Origin of the sequence: Vibrio sp. 1159 (assembly GCF_033340395.1) — a bacterium.
Lineage (GTDB): Bacteria > Pseudomonadota > Gammaproteobacteria > Enterobacterales > Vibrionaceae > Vibrio > Vibrio alginolyticus.
This window is the reverse complement of sequence record NZ_JAWOWL010000001.1, coordinates 21,298-45,422: the sequence shown is the minus strand read 5'-3', so window position 1 is coordinate 45,422 and position 24,125 is coordinate 21,298. Positions and strand designations below refer to the sequence as shown.

Genomic DNA, 24,125 nt, shown 5'->3' with positions numbered 1-24,125 from the left:
ATATCACCATGAATAAACGCTATGTTATCTCATCACTGGCAAAACATCATGCATCGCGTATTGAGCAGTCAATGCGGCCTGTGTCGGTTCCCTATTCAAACACCAAGCCACACAAATACTCTGCGCTGGTGCGAGCACTGTTTAAAATACCTAACTCCGGTAAAACGATGTCAACGCTGCGGTTTATCATTACAGAAAGAAGAAATGAGTACGGATAGTATTTGTGGTGAATGTCTTTCAAAGCCACCGCCATGGCAAAGGCTATACACGTTAGGCGATTACGACTTTCCCCTTTCACGGGAAGTACAACGCTTTAAAGATCACGGAGAGTCTTGGCATGTAAAAGCATTAACCGAGCAACTGGCACAGCGCATCACCACGCCAGCTCCAATCATTACCAGTGTGCCATTGCACTGGCAGCGTTACCTGCGCCGGGGTTTTAATCAAAGTGATGTTTTAGCCCGACACCTCGCCAAGCAATTGCAGACTAATTTTGATGCGAAGGTCTTTCGTCGAGTAAGGCTCGCCCAATCACAGCGTGGTAATACCAAAACAAGCCGTGAACAAAACTTAAAAGGCGCGTTTATTCTCAATAAGCGCCCTCACTCTTCCCATGTTGCCATCGTCGATGATGTAGTCACCACAGGCAGTACCGTCCGACAATTATGTCATTTACTACTTGAAGTTGGCGTAGAAAGCATCGATATTTACTGCATCTGCAGAACACCTGCTCCTCGTTCTCTCTAGATCGCTTCGCCATGCCTTAGCATCAAAAAGACTAGACCCATACGTCAACAAGAGTAGAATAGCAGCAGTAACCTACAAATTTACTCGGGTATTCGTCGTGTCAAATATTACTATTACAGAAACTGCGCAAACGCATTTCGCTAACCTTTTAGGTCAACAACCTGAAGGCACTAACATTCGTATTTTCGTTGTGAACCCAGGTACACAAAACGCTGAGTGTGGCGTGTCTTACTGTCCACCAGAAGCAGTAGAATCGACCGACACTGAACTCTCTTACAGCGGTTTTTCAGCTTACGTTGATGAGCTAAGCCTGCCATTCCTTGAAGACGCTGAAATCGATTTTGTTACCGATAAAATGGGCTCTCAGTTAACGCTAAAAGCACCTAACGCTAAAATGCGTAAAGTTGCGGACGACGCACCACTGGTTGAGCGCGTTGAGTACGTTATCCAAACTCAAGTGAACCCACAACTTGCTGGCCACGGTGGTCACGTAAACTTGGTTGAGATCACTGAAGACGGTGTTGCGATTGTTGCATTTGGTGGCGGTTGTAATGGCTGTTCTATGGTTGACGTAACACTAAAAGAAGGCATCGAGAAAGAGCTGCTAAACCAGTTCATTGGTGAACTAACCGCAGTTCGTGATGCTACAGAACATGACCGTGGTGATCACTCTTACTACTAAGAGTAAACACTGTCAGAAAATGGGAGGCTTCGGTCTCCCATTTTTGTATCGATACTGAGGTGATGGTGAGATGCTTAGCTCGACTCGTAAAATCCGCTAGAAACTCAGGCGGAGTTCTCATATATTAAGAATCTTACGCATCTCGTAAACGCCAACGACACCAAGGAGCCAGCGTCATGCCGAAACGAACCCCACCAGAGATACTCTCATGCCAGACGGTTGCAAAATCCAAACTGTTTGCTGTGGAAGCGCTCGACCTTCGTTTTTCCAATGGTGAGCATCGTACTTATGAGCGTATGAAGCCAAGTGGACGAGATGCTGTAATGGTAGTCCCTGTAACAGAACAAGGCGATTTATTACTGGTGCGTGAATACGCCGCAGGAACTGAACGTTACGAGCTAGGTTTCCCAAAAGGGCTGATTGACCCAGGAGAAACACCACACCAAGCTGCGGATCGTGAGTTAAAAGAAGAAATCGGCTTTGGCTGTAATCAGTTAACCCCGTTGAAACAAGTTATCCTCGCGCCATCTTACTTTTCGAGCAAAATGACTCTATTTTTAGGACAGGCGCTTTATCCAGAGAAGCAAGAAGGCGATGAGCCTGAACCACTGGAAATTGTGCGTTGGCCACTTGCGCAAGCCGAAGAGTTATTAACTCACATGGATTTCTGTGAAGCACGAAGCATCACAGCGCTAATGTTGGCACTGAAACACTTACCAAACACCACTCACAAGCATAACCAATAACGGTCATTAGAACCGAATAACACTGTGAGTAAGGACTATCACTTATGCCAATGACAAAAGATCTATCTCACCTACTTCCTCAAGTCATCGAGATTGCCCGCAGTGCTGGGCAAATGATCCTCGAAATATATGAAAAGAAGCAATACGAGGCCTACACCAAAAGTGACGAAACTCCCGTAACAAGTGCGGATATTGCAGCTCACAAGTTCATCACTGAACGCTTGAGTGATCTGACGCCTGACATTCCCGTGTTGTCAGAAGAAGACGCAGACATAAGCTTAGAGCAACGCGCTCAGTGGGAACGTTATTGGTTAGTCGACCCTCTTGATGGTACTCAAGAATTCATCGCTCGCAGTGGTGACTTTGCCACTATTATTGCGTTGGTCGACAACAATCGACCAACCATGGGCGTCGTTTACGGCCCTGTATCTGGCGTGACTTACTACGCTTATAATGGCAAAGGCGCCTGGAAAATTCCCGACATGTCGGACAGCGTCAAAATCCATACACACAAACACGAACAGCCAGAGCAAAGCATCGCAATTGCTATTAGTCGTCGCCAAGACATCAATCGTATTACTAACCGTATGAGCAGCGCCTGGAATTACGACTTAATACCGCTCGGTTCTGCAGCATTGAAAGCATGCCTCGTCGCGGAAGGGGCGGTAGATTGCTATCTCCGACTAGGTCCAACAGGTGAGTGGGACACCGCTGCGACACAATGCATTGTTGAAGAAGCTGGCGGACGTATTCTCAGCACGCAATTAGAACCGCTGTCATATAACGAGCGGGAAACACTAGAAAACCCGAACTTTATTGTTCTTGGTGATGCGGATTTACCTTGGAATGAGATTTTACAACGCAAAGATTAAGCGCCCTATCGGTAAAATTTAGAGCACAAAATTCTAGCAATAGAAAGGCCACGAATATCTTCGTGGCCTTTTCTTTTTGACCTTCTGTACAGCACTTGGAGTATTTGGCCTACTATATTCCAATTACTTGCAAAGCTGAACAAAAGAAACAAATCGATTAAAAATCATGGCTTTAAACTTTCACTCATTCCCAATCAAGATCGAATGTACAGCGAATAGAGGTTTTAGCTTACGATGATCCAAAAGCAAAAAGAGCTGCACAATAGCAGCTCTTTTAAGATATTGGATTTTGTCACGATAGGTTAGAAGCGCCCTTGGTAATTAAACTCATATTGACCTTGAGCATTCGGCTTACCCAACCATTTCAGTTGCTCCCCCATGCTGGATGGGAACTCTGCACCAGGTTTGAACCACGCTTTGGTTGAGTACCGTTGATTAGGCATCAGTTCAGCGGAAAACGCCGCAGAGACTTGTTTGCTGCTCTGCTCACCAGTTGCCGTCAATACACTATCCTGACAGTTTATATCGGCAATCACAGGACCGAGATCTAAGCTGCCAACGGGGCTTTGAATACCACTGGCATTCCATACTAAAGTGCCTTCACCGTTCTTACACCAAGGCGCAGCATAAGTCGCATGACGAATATTCAGCTCAAGCTGCCCATCAACACCAACAGGCACAGGGAGGCGCGCTTGCTCAACAACTTTTACCGCCGGAATCGAGGCAACTAAGTTATTGGCATAAGGGCCATCACTTAAGCTATAGCCGACAAAACCGCGCCCACGGACGTCTATTTCACTACCACGACCAAAGCGCACAGCAAACTCAGCTTTACCTGTCAGTAGACTCGACCATTGGAAATCCCAATTAACTTCTCCAAGGTTCTGGCGCTGCCAACGAATACTAGAAGCTTGACCTTGCCATACCGAACCGTTGGTTCCTTGAATGTCCAGGCCTCTCACTGTTGGTGCTTGTTGTAACACCCAAGAGACTGGTAATCCCATTAAAAGACTGACTGAAAAAAAGACGATAAAGATAACAACGTAAAGTACTGCTCGCTTCACCTTAACCTCGCTTAAACTGAAGGCGGTTTACATCGATCATGCCCGCTTGCTCTGTTCGGTCGATATCTAAAAATTCGACTTCAATACCCTGTTGCTCTTTCAAGTAACGTAACCAATCCACTAGTTGATTAAACGCGAGTGGTTTGATCCACACTTGAACGCTCTCATTACGAGGTTGTACTCGAATCAACTCAACTTTATAACGACGAGCTGAAGAAGAAACCAACTGATTCAACGGTTGACTAGAGTAGCTCACACCGCTGCTTTTTCGCAGTGCAGTGATGCCATCCGCTTTATCTTGTACCCAAGCTAGCAACTGTTTTTCGCTTTGAATACGTGACTGAGCTAGCTCCGCACGTTGGCTCATTGGCTGTAATAAACCCCAATAAATAATACCGATAACGGCAATAGCGCCACATCCCATGACCAAACGCTGCTCACGCTGCGAGATGCTGCTCCACCAAACCTGAGCTTGAGAAATTAAGTTTTTCATCATCACCTCACAAACGCTTCAAAACAAAGCTGCCAACCACAACGTTATCGCTACGGTTCAACTGACCTTGCTCAACATTAAACTTCTCTGCCAATTTCACACGAGCCTGCTCAAAAGGTTGGAAGTCTGAACTACGAGCCTGAATACGTACTTCGCCACGTTGTCCGTCGTATTTAAAGCTAGTGATCTCCAAGTCGCTGACCTGACCAAGCGTCGCGGGTAATGCCGCCAACCATGACAACATTGCCTGCTGACCACTTCCACCAGATAAGCGGCGCTCTTCATCATCCATTTGTCGTTTGAGGTAACTAACGGTAGGAATGCGTCGTTTATTTGGGAACACTTGGCGGAAAATACGCTCACTCTCCTCACGATACGCTTGAGCTTGTGCTTCGTACTTGTGGACCACGAGCAACTGCTGCGCAACCATGACGACGATAAGCACCCCCGCAGCAATGGTGGTTTTTTGCCAGAGCTTCCAGTATTTACCCCAAGAAGATTTCGGCTTGAAGATCCCAGTCAGCAAATTGACTTTGCTTTCTGTCACCCCCTTCGCCAGTAAAGCCATCGTCATTTCTTCTGGTTGCGGATCCCATATTTCAGGTAACGCAGATTCAGGGACCGAGCTAAAGCAATCGAGCTTCCAACCTTCATGATTTTGTAGATAAGAAGAGAGGTAAAGGTCTAACCAAGAAGCGTCGACAACCGCGCCCTCTGTCGCAGAGTGACGAATTAGCCATTGCTCGCCAATCATTGCAGCACTGCTGTGCTCTCCACGAACCGGTAATGCAAGCACATCGGGTAAAATGCGTTTAATGGCGATACCTTGGCTTGAAAAACGTTGCAGTACAGTCTGAATCCAAGCACGTTCAACTGCGCAAATCTGCGCTTTGTCCGCTTGTTTACCCAACACGCTAAAGTGCAGGCCATCAACGTCCTGAGCAACTTCGTCTTCCACTAAGTACGGTAACATCGCCTCGAATTGGCGTGTTGCACCAGGCGGTATATCCACTTGCGTCAGGACCACATCATTACTCGCCAACAGCGCCACAACTTGGCGCTGACCAGCATATGAGACCAATTCATCTAAGTGTTCCCACCCGGCGATTTCACCGCTAGCAATCACTTCCTGTTGATCTGTCGACCACACCACCCAAGGAATGGTACTTTGTTGTTCGCTACTCAGCCGAACGGTCAGAAACTCGCTCACTGATCCCTCCAAAACGACGGCGAACTACGGTCACCGTTTCTCTATTTGTACTTTGCAAAAGGCTTCGGATACGTACACGTGATTCATCCACCAACACTTGTGCATCCAATTCAAAAAAGGCGCTATCCACACCCAAATAGCCTTTGGCGTTTTTCTTTACATCTTCACTTAAGCCAGCCATTTCTGACTCTGCTAAAAATTCATCAATGCTATCCCACCCATCAAATGGGCGTTTTTCAATTAGCTGAATCGCATCACTACTGCTTAAGTTTGGTGAGAACATTGCCACCAAAATCGGAGCTTGCTCAACATCAATCGTATTCACGTTTAAACGCCAGTCATCACTTGGTAATGCACAGACCAACGGCTCCAATTTTTGGAAAATTTCACCACTCACCTGATAGACAGCCCGTAACTCGGAAGCATCTGCCATCCAACCATTTGATGCTAAATAGGAAGGCTTCATCGCTTCATATGTGCTGTCTTCAACCCCAGTAGTCGAACGGACAGAGTCGTCAGCATCAATGTATTCCCAAGTAGAGTCTGCAATGATTTCTGCTTGATATGGCTCGACATCCAACTCTTCTAATAGGCGCTGCAATACATTCACTAAATATGGTCTTGTAATTTGCTGACCCGTTGGTTGCACACGACTCAATACATTTAGATTAAAGCACGCTTGCTTGTCTCTAATTCGTCCCGCCGCTTGACCATAATCTAACGGATAGACTTGCTCTTTTATCGCCCACGGTTGACTCATATTAATCGTGTCGGTGTCTTTATAACTTTGCTCGATACCCACTTTTGCTAGCGCCTCGACGCCAAGGCTGTACCAGTACGCTTGCTGGTAATTGATTTGATTAGCGCCTCGCTGAAACTGCAAGAACAAACGTTCCGACATGCTGGCGGCAACCGTCGCCATAATCGCCAGCAACATCAACACTATAATCAAAGCAACACCGCGCTGACGGTTAACCATTATTGCTGTCTCCTGAACTTTCCTCTTTCTGACTCAATGTGCCATCAGGAGTGAGATAAGTGCGGGTAATTTCTCCATAGTCTTTGAGAGTGAGAACAACAGAAACCGCTTTCGGCAGCGCTTTTTCTTCAGCCCACTCTTTTTTCCATTGCTTACCATCATAGAAACGCATATCAAATGACTCGACCTGCGTTAGCAATGGAGTAACAGTACCTTGTTGCCCAACCGGCGTATCAGGATAGCGCCACCATACTCGCTGCAGTGTTTCTTCTTTTAAGCGATAGCCAACCTTGGTTACTTCTCCACGAGGGAACTGCTGCTGAGGGTTGTGCCAACCTAAACGGGCAAACATCAGTCCTTTGGTATCGGAGTCCAACAGGTAATCGGACCAAAAAATTAGCCGGCTAGCAGGCTCTTCACCATTAGTACGCGTTTGACGCATCGCCATTTGACGAAAATCGTTATCCATCATCACCATGGCACGCTGAATTTCGTTTAAGCGTTGGGTTCGTTCTTGTGATAGCGCATTGCTACGCTGTACTTGCGATACCACTTGGTACGCAGCGACACTTAAACTGGCAAAGATGGCAATCGATACCAACACTTCAATAAGTGTAAAACCTTTTACCCTTTGGCGCGTGTTTGCGCGGGGATGATTATTGCGCCACATAGCTTCGTACCGTTACTACAGGGCTCGCGCTTTTCTCTACCGAGACGCTCACATCAAATGCTTTCAGCAATGGCTGCGTCGTGGCGACTGGCGTGACTTTCCAGAACCAAGTGCGTCCTGCCAGCTCTTCTGTGCCGTTTTTCGCTTTGAGTTCTCCGGTATTCAACATCACATTTGCCATCTGATTATCCACAACCATGGCTGCAAACATTTTTTCTTCTAAATAACTGATTGTATTAATATGCTGGCTCACGGAGCGAATGACACTGATGGCAGCGGTGGCGAAAATTGCCAGTGCGACCAATACTTCCAGTAAGGTCATGCCTCTCGTCCGGCGATGACTCAAATTGGGGCGAGCTTGCTTAAAATTGCGCATTCTCATCCTCTTTCACTTCTTCGCCCGGAGCTAATAACAAAATTTGTCCACTTTCTTTGCCAATGACTCGCCAACCGTCATTAAAGGCATCACCATTTTGCGGAAAAAAAGACAGGGTAAATGGCGTGACTTCGGCGCTGGAAAAGATAAACACTTGCGGTGGCTCAATTTTCTTTTCGTCCTCTTCTTCTGCGAACATGTCTTCATCAAAAAGAGAGCCTGGTTTGAATAAGCGCTCATCATTATCCCAAGCACCACCTCCGAGTTCGAGTTGTAGCGTAATATCTTCTTCTAGCTTGGTTTTGCTCGGAATCTGCTTTAATTTCAGAGGCTGCCAACCTTCTGAGGTTAAACTCAGTAAAGAGTAGGTCGATTTGGCATCATCCACTCGAACGCCAAAATCTTTACCGCTCAGCACCGCTTCTTCATTGAGCAGCTGTAAACGCTGAAAAAAGCTTTGAGCATACTGTTTGGAAAGATCTTTTTGGCTAGTCGGTAATGTCGAGATCACGGCCACAGCCGTAAGAGATAGCAAAACCAGCACCAATAGAATTTCTATCAATGTAAAACCGTTATGTTTTCGCATTTGTTTCATTAGTGCTGGCTTAGGCTCAATTATTGGAAGTCTTGCATGTTCCAGTTGCCAATATCTGCAGCTGGACCTTCTCCACCTTCTTGGCCATCTGCGCCTAGAGTGAAGATATCGATTGTACCGTTATCACCTGGGCTTAAGTATTGGTACTGGTTGCCCCAGGGGTCATTAGGAAGACGTTTGATGTAACCACCATCACGGTAGTTGCGTGGCTCTGGGTTAGATGGCTTGCTAACCAATGCTTCTAGACCTTGGTCCGTTGTTGGGTAAACGCTGTTATCCAACTTGTACATATCTAGGGCATTTTCCAGCGCTACGATGTCCGTAATCGCTTTTTGTTGGTCAGCCTTCTCTTTGTTACCCAATAGGTTTGGAACAACGAAACTTGCCAAAATACCAAGGATAACGACAACAACCATCACTTCTAAAAGTGTAAAACCCTGTTGTTTACTACGCTTAAACTTCATTTTTTTCTCCGAAAGTTAGATTAAAGCCATGCCGTTAGTAGACACGTCTTAATTCGAAATTATCCGCTCATCAAATTATTCATTTCTAGCATTGGCATCAAGGTCGCCATCACAATGAACAACACTAATCCAGCCATTAATGCAATCAGCGCAGGAGTAAACACACCCAGAGCAATATTGACTGTTGATTCAAAGTTTTGATCTTGGTTATCGGCTGCCCGCGTCAACATGCTCTCTAATTCACCACTTTGCTCACCACTGGCGATCATGTGTAGCATCATTGGTGGAAACAAGCGGGTTTGGTCCAACGCCTTACGCAAACTAGCGCCCTCTCGGACGTTATCCGCTGCAAGCAACACTTGCTGCTTCACATAACGGTTAGACATAACATCTACCGCAACGCGCATACCCTCGAGAATTGGAATCGCACTGGAAGTACAGATCGAAAGTGTTCGCGCGAATCGTGCGGTATTCAAACCTCGAGAGATCTTACCTATTAGCGGTAAGCTCAAGATTTTTCTGTCCCAAGCTAAGCGAAAGTCTGGCTTTTGCAACGCCAGTTTGAGGCCATAGAAAAGCGCCACCAGCACAACGAAAATAATCAGCCCCCAATCTTGCACAAACTCACTGGCTGCCAGTAAAAATTGCGTCGATTGAGGTAACTCTTGGCCCATCTGAATGATGGGTTCAATGATTTTAGGAACCACTGTCGCCAATAAGAACGAAACGATGACAACCGCGAATACCACCAAAACTACAGGATAAATCATTGCTTGAAGCAATTTAGATCGCATCTTTTGGCGGTTTTCGACATAGTCTGCCAAACGCTCTAATACGGTATCGAGGTGACCTGATTTTTCGCCCGCCGCAACCATGGAGCGGTACAGTTCATCAAACACGTGTGGGTAATCGGCAAAACTGTCGGCGAGCGGATAACCCTCGGTTACTTTCGAGCGAACCGCAGCCAACATAGAACGAATCCTCGGCTTTTCAGCCTGCTCAGAGACCGCACGCAAACACTCTTCCAAAGGCATTCCTGATTGGACTAGCGTAGACAATTGCCGTGTGATGAGTGCCAGCTCAGATGTCGAGATGCCGCGCTTAAAGCTGACTGAACCTGAAGACTTAGCCGATTTAGCTTTCGTCTCGACCACTTCAATCGGGATCATCCCTTGCTCTTTGAGTCGCTGGCGCACTTGTCGGGCGTTGTCCCCTTCTATAGTGCCTTTTTTATGCTTGCCTTTTGCATCTAGCGCTTTGTACTCAAATGCCGCCATTAGGTTTCCTTCGTCACTCGCATCACTTCTTCAAGTGACGTAATGCCACGACGCACTTTGCTTAAACCATCGCTGCGAATACTTGGCGTATGGGCGCGAACGGCTCTCTCAATTTCTTGTTCACCAGACTCTCGATGAATCAATTCTTGCACTTGCTCATCGACCATAATGAGCTCGTGGATACCTGTTCGACCTCGGTAGCCTTTTTGGTTACACGCTTCACAGCCTTTTGCTCGGTGCAGTTCTAACGGTTCATGCGCTTCCATACCAAACAGTTTTTTCTGTTCCGCATCGGCTTCATACGGCTCTTTACAGCTTGGACAAAGCGTTCGAACTAAGCGCTGCGCTAGCACCCCTAATAACGAAGAAGAAATAAGGAATGGCTCAATACCCATATCACGTAGACGCGTAATCGCACCCACTGCGGTGTTGGTGTGGAGAGTCGACATTACCAAGTGACCCGTTAAGGACGCTTGCACTGCAATTTGTGCGGTTTCTAAGTCACGGATCTCACCGACCATCACCACATCCGGGTCCTGACGCAGAATGGCACGCAAGCCGCGCGCAAACGTCATGTCGACCTTTGGGTTCACCTGAGTTTGACCGATGCCATCAATATCAAATTCGATCGGGTCTTCAACCGTTAGAATGTTGCGTTCGTTGCTATTGATCTCTTGCAAGCCAGCGTACAAGGTGGTGGATTTACCAGAACCTGTCGGGCCCGTCACCAAGATGATACCGTGAGGGCGGCCAATCAAGTGACGGAAGTTGTCATGCACTGAAGGGGTCATGCCCAAACTATGTAAATCAAGACGAGTCGCGTTTTTATCCAACAGACGCATTACCACGCGCTCCCCATGAGAGGACGGCATCGTCGATACACGCACGTCCACCGCACGACCACCGATACGCAACGAAATACGGCCATCTTGAGGCACACGCTTTTCTGCGATATCTAGTTTAGCCATAACCTTCACACGAGAAACCAGCAAAGGCGCTAGCTTACGACTTGGGGTCAGAACTTCACGTAATACGCCATCGACACGGAAACGAATCGAAAGGGTTTTCTCGAACGTCTCAATATGAATATCCGACGCACCTTCTTTGATCGCTTCACCCAACATGGCGTTGATCAATTTGATGATTGGCGCATCGTCTTCCGATTCTAATAAGTCTTCATCATGCGGCAGTTCTTCAGCCAAAGAGAAGAAATCATCGCTATCAGCACCAATATCTTCCATCAACTGACGCGCTTCAGACGAGTCGCGTTGATATGCTTCAGTCAGCTTTTTATCAAAGGCTTCTTTATCGATAGGTTGCGGTACGAAGCTTTTCTTTAATACACGACGGACTTCAACCAGAGCCGCAGGGTTAAGCGGCTCGACATAGTAAAGAATAGGTGGACGCTCAGGATGCTCTGTCTCCAGCACCAGTTTAAAGCGGTTGGCAAAACTGAATGGCAGACGACGCATACTTGGCGCTGTGTCTAACATATCAACCATTAGTTGTTTTCCATTTGATCAATAAACGCTTGGATCTCTGTTGGGTGCTGACGCTCCTGGCCAAAGGCTGGCATAACCGGGATCTTCTCGTCAGCCATCAACTTCAAACCTTGATCCGCTTTGTAAAGCTGTTCTGCGCGAATAAAGTTGTATTTACGCTGCGTAATACCGTCGGCCGTCACACCATCGCGAATAATCGTCGGCTTGATGAACACCATCAAGTTACGTTTTTCTGTTTGCGTGCTAGTTGACTTGAACAGATGGCCAAGTACCGGAATGTCACCCAATAGCGGCACTTTAGACTCACTTTCAAGTGCGCGTTCATCGACCAAACCACCAAGAACCAACATCTGACCATCTTGGATCATGACAGAGGTGTTTAACTGTCGTTTAGCAAAGCGAACGTCAACCGCACCGTTTGCGCCTAATACGTTGGAAACTTCTTGTTCAATGTTTAACTGTACAGAGTCACCTTCGTTAATTTGTGGCACTACTTTGAGTTTGATACCGACTTCTTTACGGTCAACCGTTTGGAATGGGTTGTCGTTGTTTGAGCCAGCCGTAGAGCCCGTAATAACCGGAACCTCTTCACCCACAATAAATGATGCTTCACCATTATCCATTACAGTGATACTTGGAGAAGATAGAATGTTTGAGTTGGAGTCAGAAGCAACAGCACTAATTAGCGCTGTCCAGTCACCCATGACAATACTCATTGCCGCACCATTTACTCCGCTAAGTGCTGACGCTAGCGTAGAGTAGTCACCTGATTCAGTAACATCATATGGCGTTCGTTCGCCATTAGAGTTGGTATAGTATTCAGTTCGGGTTTGATCTTTTGCTTCTTCTAGCCCAACCATCACCTGACCAATCGGGGCTCCTGAGTTACCGTACTGAATTACAGCACCCGTTTCTAATGAACCCCACTGAACACCTAGGTTAATACCATCACCTTCAGACATTTCGACAATTAACGCTTCAATAAGAACCTGAGCACGACGAATATCGAGTTGAGAAATGACGTCTTGTAATGCCATCATAATATCTGGTGGCGCTGTTAAAACTAACGAGTTAGTTGCAGCGTGAGCAGCAATGACGACCTCACCACGCGATGCACCTGATGTTTTCTGACCAGCTTGCTTTTCAGCTTGCAGGTTATCGGAAACACCTTTCAATACATCCACCAAGTCTTCAGCTTTCGCATTTTTCAGGTACACAACTCGGTTGTTACCTTTTGTCGCCATTTCAACATCAAGTTGACGAATCAAACGTTTCAAGCGGGCTCTTACTTTTGGATCACCAGAAATTAAAATCGCGTTAGTACGTTCATCGGCCACAATTTTAGGTTCAAGGAACTCTGGCGTGCTTTTCTGATTCGCACTTTTATTCAGTGCTTCGACAATGCGTACCATTTCAGCAGCAGATGCATTACGCAGCTCCACCAATTCAATTTCTTTATCGCCGGCTTGGTCAACACGCTTGATGATCTCTGCTAAGCGATTCACTACTGCCGCACGACCAGTAATCAAGATAATATTCGCTGGATCATAATGAACCACGTTACCGGCACCGGCGTTATCAATCAGCTGACGAAGTAGAGGAGACAACTCACGGACCGACACATTACGCACCGCGACAACTCGAGTGATAACACTATCGCCTTGCGCGCTACCATCACCTAACACAGGGATTGCTGAGGTTTTTGAGTCTTTTGCTTTGATAACCTTAAGTACCCCATTGTCCATCTCTACGACTGCGTAACCGTATACTTCAAGGACATTAAGGAAAAAGCTGTAATATTGCTCTTCGTTAAGTACGTCATAGCTGCGGACATCGATCTTACCGCGTACTGAAGGATCAACAATGATGGTCTTTTCGAGGTTACGACCCACTATGTTGATGAATTCTTGAATATCAGTGCCTTTAAAGCTCGCACTAAATTCGTTTGCCATTGCACCTGGTACGCAGAGTAAACTTCCTGCTAGTAGCCAAGCACTTTTGCTGAACCAATGTTTCACGTATGTCTCCCTGAACTTACGCCGGTTGCCTAAGTCTTACAATTGGATATAGATATCGTACTGTTGGCCGTCTCGCTCAACAGTTAAATTTAATTCTTGCGGATCGCTCATCACTTGCATCAGTTGTACTGAAGAAGACGGATCACTTAAATCGATCCCGTTCAGTTGAACCGCAATATCACCAGGTTGTAGCCCTACATCATTAAATAATGCGGCATCACGACCAGGTGATACTCGATAACCAACAATGTCTCCGTCTTTTTTGACGGGTGAAATGGTGATGTATTTAAAAACGCTTTGTGGATCTTTCGCAATTTCTTCGCGGATTTGCTCTAATTTCTCTCCAACGTCAGACGTCGCTGCTTCTGCTCGCTGAGCTTGCGCCCTAGCTACCTGCGGCGATTCAGATAGCTTCTTATATTCTATACCTTGCATCATTAAGGTCTCGTCTCGACCTTGGTTATCAATGATGACGCGATCCACCAATACCGCTTTTAGCGTCGCACGTGTCCCTTCGATTTCTTCACCCAAACCGTACGTAGCTTGCTTACCTCGGTTAGCAATAACAGCAAGGCTGGTATTGGCATCACTGCTGGCAACCGCACCGACTAGGGTGAGGTTAAGGCGCGTCTTAGGGGCGTCTTTAACAATAGGCTGTTCTACAACTGCCGCTTTTTGCTCAGTGAATTTACCGAATAGGTTGGCATTCTGAAGGGCATTAAAATCTATCGCGTCGCCTTTATTGCTCGCAGTAACGCTACTCGCCGATGGACGCCATTGCGGCACTTCCGACGATTGAGGTATGGCTAACCACACAATTTTGCCAAGTATCCATCCGGTTATCGCAATAAACAGACAGGTAAGCAACAAGCTAAGTTTGGCTTGAATGGTATAATGATTGGACTTGATCTGAGCCAGTAGCGGTCTGCTTGATAATCCTGCACTTAGCTCTAAACGTTTCACTGAATGGATTCCTTTATTCTAACGTCCGTCATTTAAGCTATAACGATAGCTATCGACTTTAAATTGCTAAATTTGCAATAAAATTATTACTCAACAAAGAGCAGTGAACTATATCACAAGTTGTCTTTCATACCTTTTTCTTATGCAGTTTTTGCCAACTCCCTTGAAAAAAATACGCCTTGACTCCATCTGTAGGTGAATAATCCATCACTCATTGCCGTATTCGGGCAGTGATTAGATAGCGTAGTGTTCTATGAGTTCCCTAAATGAAGCCGTTAGGCTAGATAAATGGCTATGGGCCGCAAGATTTTACAAAACCCGCTCCATCGCGCGTAACATGGTCGATGGCGGTAAAGTCCACTATAATGGCCAACGAAGCAAGCCGAGTAAAATCGTTGAAGTGGGCGCTGAAGTCAGACTTCGTCAAGGCAACGAAGAAAAAATCGTGATCATCGAACAAATCTCAGATCAACGCCGAGGCGCTCCCATCGCACAAACCTTATATCGCGAAACCAATGAGAGTATCGCGAAACGTGAGGAACACGCGACTCAACGTAAGCTTAATGCCCACAACCCAAGTCCGGAACGCCGCCCAGATAAAAAGCAGCGCCGAGACATCATTAAGTTCAAACACCAATAAAAGCCGGAATTACCAACGAGGAAAGCACTCCATGGCAAATAATGTTTTAAACCGCTACCTATTCGAAGATCTTTCAGTACGTGGCGAGTTGGTACAATTGGATGAAGCGTACCAACGTGTTATCTCCAGCAAGGAATATCCGGCAGCAATAGAGAAACTGCTGGGTGAGCTACTCGTTTCAACTACTCTTTTAACTGCCACTCTTAAGTTCGAAGGTTCGATCACCATCCAGCTACAAGGCGACGGTCCTGTGTCTCTTGCCGTTATCAACGGTGACCATAACCAACGTGTTCGTGGCGTAGCTCGCTGGGAAGGCGATGTTGCCGATGACGCAAACATTCACGATCTAATGGGTAAGGGCTACCTTGTGATCACCATCGAACCGAAAAACGGCGAGCGTTACCAAGGCGTCGTTGGACTAGAAGGTGACACTTTAGCAGAAGTGCTAGAAGGCTACTTTGCAAACTCAGAGCAGTTAAAAACGCGCCTATGGATCCGCACTGGTGAGCATGAAGGCAAAGCACACGCAGCAGGTATGTTGATTCAAGTGATCCCTGACGGCACTGGCTCTCCAGATGATTTCGAACATCTAGAGCAGCTCACTGACACAGTAAAAGATGAAGAATTGTTTGGTTTAGAAGCGAACGAGTTATTGTATCGACTATATAACCAAGACAAAGTACGTCTGTACGAGCCGCAACCTGTCGAGTTCCATTGTGGCTGTTCTCGTGAGCGTAGCGGTGCCGCAATCATCACCGTTGAGAAAGCTGAAATTTATGACATTTTGGCAGAAGTTGGATCAGTTTCTTTACATTGTGATTACTGTGGCACAACTTATACGTTCGACGAATCTGAAGTCACTGAACTGTATGCACAAGCTTCTACGGACAAGAAAACCCTGCATTAATTTACATAGCTTATCAAGCACGTAATTTACCCTACAAAAGGCCAGCTTAATGCTGGCCTTTTTGTGATCAACCCCTCGTAATAACTAGCCTCAAGCGTAATAAAACAACTGCTTAATTTTAAACAATTAATAATGATTTTGCCCTAGCGCAAAGGATTGCGTGCACGATAGACTATTCCCACCAATATGTGACGGGTTACCTAAAACCTTATTGAAATCATGGGTAAATTTTGAGCTATCTCCCTGTTTTCTCCCCGCCCCGTTGCTAGCATGGTGAGCAGATTAAAATTAAAACATTCTTACAAAATCCCTACAAAATCCTTATAAGGAGCACCTATGACCGTTATGGAACATACTAAGGCTGCAACACTTGATCTAACCAAGCACGGACTGCATAACGTAAAAGAGGTTATTCGCAACCCAAGCTACGAAATGTTGTTTGAGGAAGAAACGCGTGAAGACCTAACCGGTTATGAGCGCGGCGTGGTTACTGAACTAGGTGCGGTTGCCGTTGACACTGGCATCTTTACTGGTCGCTCACCAAAAGATAAATATATCGTCAAAGACGCTACGACAGAAGAACATATGTGGTGGACGTCTGATCAAGTGAAAAATGATAACAAACCAATCACTCCTGAAGTGTGGGACGAGCTAAAAGAACTGGTCACAAACCAGCTTTCTAACAAACGCTTGTTTGTTGTTGACGGTTACTGTGGTGCAAACCCAGATACACGTTTGAGCATTCGTGTTATCACAGAAGTCGCATGGCAAGCGCACTTCGTTAAAAACATGTTTATTCGCCCGACGGAAGAAGAGTTAGCGATATTTGAACCAGACTTCGTAGTAATGAATGGCGCAAAATGCACTAATCCAAAATGGGAAGAGCAAGGCCTGAACTCAGAAAACTTCACCGTATTTAACCTAACCGAGCGCATGCAACTTATCGGTGGTACTTGGTACGGCGGTGAAATGAAGAAAGGTATGTTCGCCATGATGAACTACTTCCTTCCACTAAAAGACATCGCATCAATGCACTGTAGCGCTAACATGGGCAAAGATGGCGATGTAGCGGTATTCTTCGGTCTATCTGGTACGGGTAAAACGACCCTGTCGACTGATCCTAAACGTGCGCTAATTGGTGATGATGAGCACGGCTGGGATGATGACGGTGTCTTCAACTTCGAAGGTGGTTGTTACGCAAAAACCATCAAACTTTCGAAAGAAGCGGAGCCGGACATCTACAACGCAATTCGTCGTGATGCACTGCTAGAAAACGTAACAGTACGTGGCGATGGCTCTATCGATTTTGATGATGGTTCGAAAACAGAAAACACACGTGTTTCTTACCCTATCTACCATATCGATAATATCGTTAAACCAGTATCAAAAGGCGGTCACGCGAATAAAGTGATCTTCCTATCAGCCGATGCATTTGGCGTACTGCCTCCAGTATCTAAATTGACACCTGAGCAAACTAAGTACCACTTCCTGTCTGGCTTTACCGCCAAACTAGCGGGAACAGAGCGCGGTATTACTGAGCCAACACCAACTTTCTCTGCTTGTTTCGGCGCGGCGTTCCTAACGCTCCACCCAACAAAATACGCGGAAGTACTGGTAAAACGCATGGAAGCAGCGGGCGCTGAGGCTTACCTAGTGAATACTGGTTGGAACGGCACTGGCAAACGTATCTCTATTCAAGATACACGCGGAATTATTGATGCCATTCTTGATGGTTCGATTGAAGAAGCACCAACTAAGCACATTCCAATCTTCAACCTTGAAGTACCAACGTCACTACCAGGTGTGGATCCTAGCATTCTAGACCCTCGCGACACGTACGTTGACCCACTTCAGTGGGAAAGCAAAGCGAAAGATTTAGCAGCGCGCTTTATCAATAACTTTGATAAGTACACAGACAACGCTGAAGGTAAATCTCTGGTTGCGGCTGGTCCTCAGATTGATTAAATCGAGTAACAGCGACGTCGCGTAAACGCAGTGAAAAGTTGGCATTAACTTATCACCTTTACGTAGGCCAAGTTACAAAAATTGCTTCAAGCCCCTCTTTTGAGGGGCTTTTTATTGAATACCACAGAATATTGATACAAGCTAAAGCCTATCTAGTTTTATTTCATAACACACGTAGGTTCTAGCAAAGATGAAAACAGCGCGTCGAGTTCTACTTCTGTTACTGGTTATCTTAGTTGCCATTCCAGCCGCTACGATTGCGCTGCTAACAACATCTTACGCGGACGCAACCTGGCGCTTGCTGTCAAACACCTTTTCTCTTCCCTTCCGGGCCGGAAGCGTGCGTTATGGCTTTCCCTATCACCTAACTTTACAACGCGTGAACACCAGCGGAGACGATGCGTCTTACATCGAGCAAGTCGATTTATGGATGAATCCCGATGTTTATCGCGATGGTAAATGGATCGTTGATAGTTTATTGATTGATGGTATGAGCTTGCAGTATGGCGCACCAAAGCTCCCACCTTTAGACAACGTTTTATTCCATCAAATCGCGCTCAAAAATATTGATTACGCCGACGAGCAGTTCTCTGCCAATGGCATTGACCTTCAAATTCAATCACCACAATGGAATGGTCATTTAATACCATATGGCGAAGTTCAACTTGCAGCTGACCAACTCTATTGGAATGGCGAAGCCTTTAATCAAGTCTTAGTCGATATAGACTACAAACCGCAAGACAGTACGCTTTATGGCACCTCTTTTAACTGGCGTAACAGTCAAATATCTGGGCAAGGGGAGCAGTATCCTCAAGGCTGGTCTTTAGTAAATGTGACCATCAACAAGCTGAAACTGAGTAATACGCAGCGCCAATCACTGCTTGCAAAACCTTGGCACGATCTACCATTTAGCATTAATCATATTAATAGCTTAGATTTGCTTAACGCCGATATTGAATGGGGCGACTGGCACTGGCAGAACTTGGATCTTTCTGTGGAAAACGCCACGCTGCCACTGTCTCTCTGGAAGACAAAAGCTCAAGTGTCATTGCAGGCGGATAGCGTTCGATTCCAGCAGCAAACCGCAATAGAGCCACGTTTGAGTGCCGCTATCGAGCCAGGAGTAATCCAGCTCAACGAGCTCAGCTTAGATTGGCAGCAAGGTCGAGTGCAAGTTTCTGGATTGTTCACGCCAACACAATGGAAGCTCAAAGAAGCCTCTATTCAAGGCCTCAAGTGGGCAACACAGCCAGAAGACAACCTAAATTGGTGGCACGCCGCCACCAGCGAGTTAGAGCATGTTGCAATCGAACGACTCGACATTGAGCGCAGCCAAATTATCCAGCTATCTCACGAACCTTATTGGCAACTTTCCGGTTTAAATATCGAAGGGCAACAGCTTGATATTAAACAGTCTGCTCAACGTTGGGGCCTTTGGCAAGGCGAATTGGAAGTCAGCGTTGTCAACGCCAGCTATGACCAAATACTCACGTCTCACGCAGCACTTGCCATGCAAAGCAAGGATGGCTTTTGGCAATTGACTCGCCTTTTTGCGCCACTCGAGCAAGGCTACGTAGAAGGCATCGGACAAATAGATTTGAGTACCCCGAGCCAACCTTGGGCGCTCAACGTCAATGCTGATGGTATTCCCTTATCGCTCTTCCACGATTATTTTTTACCCGACACACTGGCTATTGATGGTTTTTCCGATCTCAGCCTCGATCTACAAGGGTTATCAGGTGATCGCAACATGCTGGCCTACAGCTTATCGGGTGAAGTGGAAGCCAATCTCCGAGATACCCGCTTGAAGTCCCAAGCGGATCATTCGCTCAAAGCCATTACCTTAAGTCCACTGCGTTTAAGCGCGCAACGAGGGGAAGTTGCCATAACGCCGGTCACCATCTCAGGAAAAGCCATAAGTGGTAAGGTTTGGGGAACATTTGATATGGCCAACAACCCGCTAAGTGGCATTACTTATCAATTGGAAGAGTCGTGCGGAAACATTGAAGGCGATCTACTAAGTGGCGAAACCCACCGTAATGAGTGCGTGAACGCATCAAAACTGGCCGAGCCTACTGATATTGAGACTCCACAGAAAAATGAACCTTCCATCGAGCAGCCAATCGTAATTGATAACATCAATTTGGAGACTCAAGAGGAAGAGCTTTACGAAGAAGTTATCGAAGAAGATGAAGTACCCGACACGAATTCCGCAGCAGAACAAACCCTCTCACCGACAGAGCAAGAAGGTGAAACAGATAAGCGCCCAGCAGATCAGTCGGCGCTTACCCCATCAGCAACTGAGTAACTGCGAGTAGTTCGGTATCAGCATATAGGTACCGACAAAATCAACAGCTGGCGTGTCACCACTATAAATCACTACGTGAATAACGATGCGTGCTTTGCGTCCCGACTCCAATCGGTCTAGGTCACCACTGATCCCATCCAACGAAGTACTCGCCACGGGGTTTTGTTCGACTGGTTGACGATAGCGAATCGAGCTGTCGGCCAACACAATATCACCGTGCAGCCCACGCTCTTTAAGCAGCAGCCACGTCATCCCCCACCCTGTCAGGGTTGCTAAGGTAAAAGCTGACCCAGCGAACATGGTGTTATGCGGATTAAGGTTAGGATTAAGCTGCGCACAGCATTCAAACTGGTAACCCGTGTACTGGTTAATTTTGATCCCCATTTTGTCGCTAATTGGGATTTGTTGCTCCCAGCGCTGTTGAAGCTCAGTACACCATTCAGGGCGACGTAACACATTGGCCATCGGATCCAGTTGCTTCACCATTTGCTGATGGCGCACAGGGCCACGCTCATCGGTCAGCTCACCTCGACGCTCAAAGCCATTTTTTTCATAAAAGGCGATGGCATCTTCACGGGCATTACACACCAAGCGTTTCGCTCCTTCCTGGCGTGCTAACGACTCTAGTGCAACCAAAACCAGCGAACCCATCCCTTTGCTACGGCGATTATTTTTAACCGCCATATAGCGGATCTGGCCATCATTGTCCGGCGTAATGTATAAACGGCCAATCGCCATAGGACGACCTCGACCATCAACAATCATGCGGTGATGACTCATTTCGTCGTATTCATCGCGCTCTGAGCCGATCGGCATACGCCATGGCTCACGAAGCAGTTGCCAGCGAAACTGATAATACTTGTTTATCTGATTATCGGTTTTGGGAGTAATGAGTTTGAACATATCAATCCTTTGAAAGCACAACACTAATCAGTGTCGGAAAAATTACTCCAAGCCAATTCCATGAGCTTGGAGTTAAAGCTTAGACTATGGCGCCTGTGTTACCAGATTAGACCTGCAACCAAAACGTCACAGGACCGTCATTCACCAAGGACACTTTCATATCGGCAGCGAAGCGGCCACGCTGTGTGGGTAAGACTTCTTCACACAAGTCAGAAAAGTAATCATACAAGCGCTCTGCATCAACAGGATGCGCACCGCGAGAAAAGCCAGCTCGCGTGCCTTTTTTTGTATCCGCAGGCAGCGTAAATTGAGAAACCACCAGCACTTTACCTTCCACCTGTTTAACGTTCAGGTTCATCTTGCCTTCGTCATCTTCGAACACACGGTAGGTTGTAACACGCTCCATTAAACGCTTTGCTTTAGCTTCATCGTCGTCCTTCTCTACGCCCAATAAGACCAGCAGACCACGATCAATTTCTCCTACGACTTCACCATCCACGCGGACGGCTGCTTCACTGACTCGTTGAATTAGCGCTATCACTACTCTCGCTTCCTTCATCTGTTAACTGAGATTCAGCGGTCGAGTGTATCATGTCTAAATCTTCACTCCAGTGCTCTCGCTCACCAAGCGCAGCCGTAACTTCCGCCCCCAATAACACGATCATCCAGCATAAATACACCCAAACAAATAAGATAGGAATCGCCGCTAACGCGCCGTAGATGAGCTGATAAGACGGAAACTGAGTGATGTAGAGTGCAAAGCCTTTTTTACTCAACTCGAACAGTATCGCGGCGACTGCTGCCCCCATGGCACCATGAGCGAGGTGTACTTTTTTATTCGGCACTAGAATATACAAGCCAAGAAAAGCAAAAAAGGACAGCAACAACGGTAGCCAACGCAGAAATAAATTAAACGCACCAGATAATGTCTCGTTCTCTAAAATTTGCAGCGAAGTCACGTACGACGTCGCCGCAATACTCGCACCGACCATGATCGGCCCTAACGTGAGTACCATCCAATACATAGAGAATGAAAAGACTAAACGGCGCTTGTCTTTAACTCGCCAAATGTAGTTTAAGTTCTTATCAATGTTGGAAATCAGCATGACCGCTGCGATGAATAAAAACCCACCGCCAACCGCGCTCATTTTGCCCGTATTCGCCACAAATTCCTGTAATGCCGTATGTACAGCTTCTCCAGAAGCTGGCACAAAATTCTCAATAATGTAGCCTTGCAGCACCTCACCAACGTTCGCAAAAACGGGAAATTTCGACAATATTGATAACAATACCGTCAGCATTGGCACGATGGATAACAAGGTAATGTAGGCAAGATAGCCCGCGTTCACATTCACACGGTCATGCGTTAATCGCTTAAGAAGATACTTAAAAAACGCGACGCAACTTGGCAGTAGATTGATTAATCTCGCCTTGTAACTCTCTGATAACTGGTTCATAGTTCATCCCATAATTAGCGCCGAGGACATAAGAATGCCTTATTTATTAGCAATTGTACTATCAATTTTCACTTTAACAGGGTGTCAATCTGCTTATTACTCAGCAATGGAGCAGGTTGGGTATCATAAACGAGATATTATGGTCGACCGCGTCGAAGATGCCAAAGAATCTCAACAAGATGCACAAGAAGAATTCACCAGTGCACTTGAAGCCTTGTCTGCGATCACCAACTTTGATGGTGGTGAGCTAGAAAATGTCTACAACAACATCAATGACAAATATGAAGATAGCGAAAAAGCGGCTCAAGACGTACGTGACCGTATTGCTGCGATTGAAGACGTATCCGGCGCACTGTTTGATGAGTGGCAAGATGAGCTAGAGCTGTACTCGAGTGCGAAACTGCGTCGTTCAAGCGAGCAAAAACTACGTGAAACCAAAGCCTCGTACAAAACCATGCTTAGCGCTATGAAGCGTGCAGAGAAAAAGATGACACCGGTACTGGATACGCTACGTGACAACACGTTGTACTTAAAACACAACCTTAACGCCAGTGCGATTGGTTCTTTGCAAGGTGAGTTCTCTAGCTTAGAGAAAGACATCCAGTTTGCGATCAAACAAATGAACGAAGCGATTGCAGAGTCCGATAAATTCCTACAAAAGCTCAATCAAAAGTAAATGATTTAGACCTCCTCCTAGTGAGGAGGTTTTAGTCGGCGACCTCACCGAGTAAACCGATGACTCTTCGAACAAAGCCTACCCTCTCTGGTACAGTTCCCCATGGCACTTCTACCACTTCATAACCCAACTCAGTATAGACACTCACTAACGACTGATGAATCTCCAATGCTTCTTCAAAGCTGTGCGGACGCACTTCATCTTGTACGTAAATGGATGCTTCAGGTCGACAAGTAAACACCTGACTATGGTACCCAGCGCTTTCGGTTAAGAAAGCTTGATCAACCTTACAGCCGCCCACTTGTAGGTATGCAATGATGTCGGGGATGGCGCGATCAACAAACGCAACATCATGACAACGCGCATCACTCTTTTGTTTGTCCATCAACCCAAGGCATAACTTGGCAAACTCAGGCAAATTCGTCCACGGCAAAATACCATTTTCTAACTGGCTTTGCTGCTCAATCAAGTCGCGGGACCCTTCTGGAAACGTGGCGTAACCACACGCGTCTAGCGCATTCAGCAGTGTTGTTTTTCCCGCACCAGGCCCACCGGTAATAATAATCGGGTTCATATTCAACTCCAGAAAACAAAAAGCCCCGAGCATAACT

25 protein-coding genes are annotated in these 24,125 nt (G+C 46.4%); 9 read left to right on the top strand and 16 right to left on the bottom strand.

Features of this window, described 5'->3' with window-relative positions; genetic code table 11:
• Positions 1–21 precede the first annotated feature (21 nt).
• From R7127_RS00200 to cysQ, 4 genes are all read left to right on the top strand, one after another.
• Complete coding sequence (locus R7127_RS00200) at positions 22–747, top strand: amidophosphoribosyltransferase (RefSeq protein WP_033905914.1); 726 nt, start codon at positions 22–24, stop codon at positions 745–747.
• Between the two features lie 97 nt (positions 748–844).
• A complete protein-coding gene (nfuA, locus tag R7127_RS00195; RefSeq protein WP_005379313.1) occupies positions 845–1,429 on the top strand; it encodes a Fe-S biogenesis protein NfuA in 585 nt (194 codons plus the stop codon).
• A 176-nt stretch (positions 1,430–1,605) separates the two neighbouring features.
• Positions 1,606–2,175 carry an ADP compounds hydrolase NudE gene (gene nudE, locus R7127_RS00190; RefSeq protein ID WP_005379309.1) on the top strand — a complete coding sequence of 190 codons (570 nt, stop codon included), beginning with the start codon at positions 1,606–1,608 and terminating at the stop codon, positions 2,173–2,175.
• 44 nt (positions 2,176–2,219) lie between these two features.
• Positions 2,220–3,047 carry a 3'(2'),5'-bisphosphate nucleotidase CysQ gene (gene cysQ / locus R7127_RS00185; protein ID WP_005379308.1) on the top strand — a complete coding sequence of 276 codons (828 nt, stop codon included), beginning with the start codon at positions 2,220–2,222 and terminating at the stop codon, positions 3,045–3,047.
• Between the two features lie 302 nt (positions 3,048–3,349).
• Here the strand turns inward: cysQ and R7127_RS00180 are convergent, their stop codons facing one another.
• Genes R7127_RS00180 through gspC form a run of 12 tightly spaced genes read right to left on the bottom strand, consistent with a single transcriptional unit; the run spans position 3,350 to position 14,658 of the window.
• Positions 3,350–4,111, bottom strand: a complete 762-nt coding sequence (locus R7127_RS00180) for a type II secretion system protein N (RefSeq protein WP_104979931.1) — start codon at positions 4,109–4,111, stop codon at positions 3,350–3,352.
• 1 nt (position 4,112) lies between these two features.
• Entirely contained in the window at positions 4,113–4,604 is a 492-nt protein-coding gene (locus tag R7127_RS00175) for a type II secretion system protein M (protein ID WP_005383002.1), read from the bottom strand.
• Between the two features lie 7 nt (positions 4,605–4,611).
• The gene (gene gspL / locus R7127_RS00170; RefSeq protein ID WP_213964973.1) at positions 4,612–5,814 is read right to left on the bottom strand and encodes a type II secretion system protein GspL; all 1,203 of its coding nucleotides are present in this window, start codon (positions 5,812–5,814) and stop codon (positions 4,612–4,614) included.
• Positions 5,783–6,793 carry a type II secretion system minor pseudopilin GspK gene (gene gspK, locus R7127_RS00165; RefSeq protein WP_005379302.1) on the bottom strand — a complete coding sequence of 337 codons (1,011 nt, stop codon included), beginning with the start codon at positions 6,791–6,793 and terminating at the stop codon, positions 5,783–5,785. The genes gspL and gspK overlap by 32 nt, the downstream gene beginning before the upstream one ends.
• Positions 6,786–7,463, bottom strand: a complete 678-nt coding sequence (gspJ, locus tag R7127_RS00160) for a type II secretion system minor pseudopilin GspJ (protein WP_054574181.1) — start codon at positions 7,461–7,463, stop codon at positions 6,786–6,788. Before gspJ ends, gspK begins: the two co-directional genes overlap by 8 nt.
• Positions 7,450–7,839, bottom strand: a complete 390-nt coding sequence (gene gspI / locus R7127_RS00155; protein WP_017635009.1) for a type II secretion system minor pseudopilin GspI — start codon at positions 7,837–7,839, stop codon at positions 7,450–7,452. Before gspI ends, gspJ begins: the two co-directional genes overlap by 14 nt.
• Positions 7,826–8,425 (bottom strand): prepilin-type N-terminal cleavage/methylation domain-containing protein, encoded by a 600-nt coding sequence (locus R7127_RS00150; RefSeq protein WP_248487229.1) that lies wholly within the window; start codon positions 8,423–8,425, stop codon positions 7,826–7,828. The genes gspI and R7127_RS00150 overlap by 14 nt, the downstream gene beginning before the upstream one ends.
• A gap of 29 nt (positions 8,426–8,454) precedes the next feature.
• Entirely contained in the window at positions 8,455–8,898 is a 444-nt protein-coding gene (gene gspG, locus R7127_RS00145) for a type II secretion system major pseudopilin GspG (protein WP_005379298.1), read from the bottom strand.
• Positions 8,899–8,957: 59 nt separating this feature from the next.
• Positions 8,958–10,175, bottom strand: coding sequence for a type II secretion system inner membrane protein GspF (gene gspF / locus R7127_RS00140; RefSeq protein ID WP_005382993.1), 1,218 nt, complete (start codon positions 10,173–10,175; stop codon positions 8,958–8,960).
• Entirely contained in the window at positions 10,175–11,677 is a 1,503-nt protein-coding gene (gene gspE / locus R7127_RS00135; protein WP_005379296.1) for a type II secretion system ATPase GspE, read from the bottom strand. Before gspE ends, gspF begins: the two co-directional genes overlap by 1 nt.
• Positions 11,677–13,695, bottom strand: coding sequence for a type II secretion system secretin GspD (gene gspD, locus R7127_RS00130; protein ID WP_005379295.1), 2,019 nt, complete (start codon positions 13,693–13,695; stop codon positions 11,677–11,679). Before gspD ends, gspE begins: the two co-directional genes overlap by 1 nt.
• A gap of 36 nt (positions 13,696–13,731) precedes the next feature.
• Positions 13,732–14,658 (bottom strand): type II secretion system protein GspC, encoded by a 927-nt coding sequence (gene gspC, locus R7127_RS00125; RefSeq protein ID WP_115385654.1) that lies wholly within the window; start codon positions 14,656–14,658, stop codon positions 13,732–13,734.
• Positions 14,659–14,911: 253 nt separating this feature from the next.
• Here gspC and hslR point away from each other — a divergent pair, with 253 nt between their 5' ends.
• From hslR to R7127_RS00105, 4 genes are all read left to right on the top strand, one after another.
• Positions 14,912–15,298, top strand: a complete 387-nt coding sequence (gene hslR, locus R7127_RS00120; protein WP_005379292.1) for a ribosome-associated heat shock protein Hsp15 — start codon at positions 14,912–14,914, stop codon at positions 15,296–15,298.
• Positions 15,299–15,329: 31 nt separating this feature from the next.
• A complete protein-coding gene (hslO, locus tag R7127_RS00115; RefSeq protein ID WP_005379290.1) occupies positions 15,330–16,205 on the top strand; it encodes an Hsp33 family molecular chaperone HslO in 876 nt (291 codons plus the stop codon).
• 336 nt (positions 16,206–16,541) lie between these two features.
• A complete protein-coding gene (gene pckA, locus R7127_RS00110) occupies positions 16,542–18,170 on the top strand; it encodes a phosphoenolpyruvate carboxykinase (ATP) (RefSeq protein ID WP_053307278.1) in 1,629 nt (542 codons plus the stop codon).
• A 190-nt stretch (positions 18,171–18,360) separates the two neighbouring features.
• Positions 18,361–20,478 (top strand): AsmA family protein, encoded by a 2,118-nt coding sequence (locus R7127_RS00105; RefSeq protein ID WP_005379285.1) that lies wholly within the window; start codon positions 18,361–18,363, stop codon positions 20,476–20,478.
• On the opposite strand, the gene R7127_RS00100 is transcribed toward R7127_RS00105, so the two are convergent.
• The 3 genes from R7127_RS00100 to R7127_RS00090 all read right to left on the bottom strand — a co-directional run bounded on the left by R7127_RS00100 (position 20,464) and on the right by R7127_RS00090 (position 22,838).
• The gene (locus tag R7127_RS00100) at positions 20,464–21,381 is read right to left on the bottom strand and encodes a bifunctional GNAT family N-acetyltransferase/hotdog fold thioesterase (protein WP_005379283.1); all 918 of its coding nucleotides are present in this window, start codon (positions 21,379–21,381) and stop codon (positions 20,464–20,466) included. The two genes, R7127_RS00105 and R7127_RS00100, sit on opposite strands and share 15 nt — an antisense overlap.
• A gap of 106 nt (positions 21,382–21,487) precedes the next feature.
• Positions 21,488–21,922: a D-aminoacyl-tRNA deacylase gene (dtd, locus tag R7127_RS00095; RefSeq protein WP_005379282.1), complete on the bottom strand. Its 435-nt coding sequence runs from the start codon at positions 21,920–21,922 to the stop codon at positions 21,488–21,490.
• Positions 21,894–22,838 carry a virulence factor BrkB family protein gene (locus R7127_RS00090; protein WP_005379281.1) on the bottom strand — a complete coding sequence of 315 codons (945 nt, stop codon included), beginning with the start codon at positions 22,836–22,838 and terminating at the stop codon, positions 21,894–21,896. The genes dtd and R7127_RS00090 overlap by 29 nt, the downstream gene beginning before the upstream one ends.
• 34 nt (positions 22,839–22,872) lie before the next feature.
• Here R7127_RS00090 and R7127_RS00085 point away from each other — a divergent pair, with 34 nt between their 5' ends.
• Entirely contained in the window at positions 22,873–23,514 is a 642-nt protein-coding gene (locus tag R7127_RS00085; RefSeq protein ID WP_005382972.1) for a DUF2959 domain-containing protein, read from the top strand.
• 31 nt (positions 23,515–23,545) lie between these two features.
• On the opposite strand, the gene R7127_RS00080 is transcribed toward R7127_RS00085, so the two are convergent.
• The gene (locus R7127_RS00080; RefSeq protein WP_031779018.1) at positions 23,546–24,088 is read right to left on the bottom strand and encodes an AAA family ATPase; all 543 of its coding nucleotides are present in this window, start codon (positions 24,086–24,088) and stop codon (positions 23,546–23,548) included.
• Between the last annotated feature and the right edge of the window lie 37 nt (positions 24,089–24,125).

Coding starts and splice junctions, on each gene's coding strand:
- gspI (WP_017635009.1), bottom strand. CDS start 7,839: ATGCGCAATTTTAAGCAAGCTCGCCCCAATTTGAGTCATCGCCGGACG.
- gspF (WP_005382993.1), bottom strand. CDS start 10,175: ATGGCGGCATTTGAGTACAAAGCGCTAGATGCAAAAGGCAAGCATAAA.
- nudE (WP_005379309.1), top strand. CDS start 1,606: ATGCCGAAACGAACCCCACCAGAGATACTCTCATGCCAGACGGTTGCA.
- R7127_RS00085 (WP_005382972.1), top strand. CDS start 22,873: ATGCCTTATTTATTAGCAATTGTACTATCAATTTTCACTTTAACAGGG.
- R7127_RS00080 (WP_031779018.1), bottom strand. CDS start 24,088: ATGAACCCGATTATTATTACCGGTGGGCCTGGTGCGGGAAAAACAACA.
- R7127_RS00105 (WP_005379285.1), top strand. CDS start 18,361: ATGAAAACAGCGCGTCGAGTTCTACTTCTGTTACTGGTTATCTTAGTT.
- gspK (WP_005379302.1), bottom strand. CDS start 6,793: ATGGTTAACCGTCAGCGCGGTGTTGCTTTGATTATAGTGTTGATGTTG.
- gspJ (WP_054574181.1), bottom strand. CDS start 7,463: ATGTGGCGCAATAATCATCCCCGCGCAAACACGCGCCAAAGGGTAAAA.
- R7127_RS00090 (WP_005379281.1), bottom strand. CDS start 22,838: ATGAACCAGTTATCAGAGAGTTACAAGGCGAGATTAATCAATCTACTG.
- cysQ (WP_005379308.1), top strand. CDS start 2,220: ATGCCAATGACAAAAGATCTATCTCACCTACTTCCTCAAGTCATCGAG.
- R7127_RS00100 (WP_005379283.1), bottom strand. CDS start 21,381: ATGTTCAAACTCATTACTCCCAAAACCGATAATCAGATAAACAAGTAT.
- pckA (WP_053307278.1), top strand. CDS start 16,542: ATGACCGTTATGGAACATACTAAGGCTGCAACACTTGATCTAACCAAG.
- R7127_RS00175 (WP_005383002.1), bottom strand. CDS start 4,604: ATGAAAAACTTAATTTCTCAAGCTCAGGTTTGGTGGAGCAGCATCTCG.
- R7127_RS00150 (WP_248487229.1), bottom strand. CDS start 8,425: ATGCGAAAACATAACGGTTTTACATTGATAGAAATTCTATTGGTGCTG.
- gspG (WP_005379298.1), bottom strand. CDS start 8,898: ATGAAGTTTAAGCGTAGTAAACAACAGGGTTTTACACTTTTAGAAGTG.
- hslR (WP_005379292.1), top strand. CDS start 14,912: ATGAGTTCCCTAAATGAAGCCGTTAGGCTAGATAAATGGCTATGGGCC.
- hslO (WP_005379290.1), top strand. CDS start 15,330: ATGGCAAATAATGTTTTAAACCGCTACCTATTCGAAGATCTTTCAGTA.
- R7127_RS00200 (WP_033905914.1), top strand. CDS start 22: ATGTTATCTCATCACTGGCAAAACATCATGCATCGCGTATTGAGCAGT.
- gspE (WP_005379296.1), bottom strand. CDS start 11,677: ATGGTTGATATGTTAGACACAGCGCCAAGTATGCGTCGTCTGCCATTC.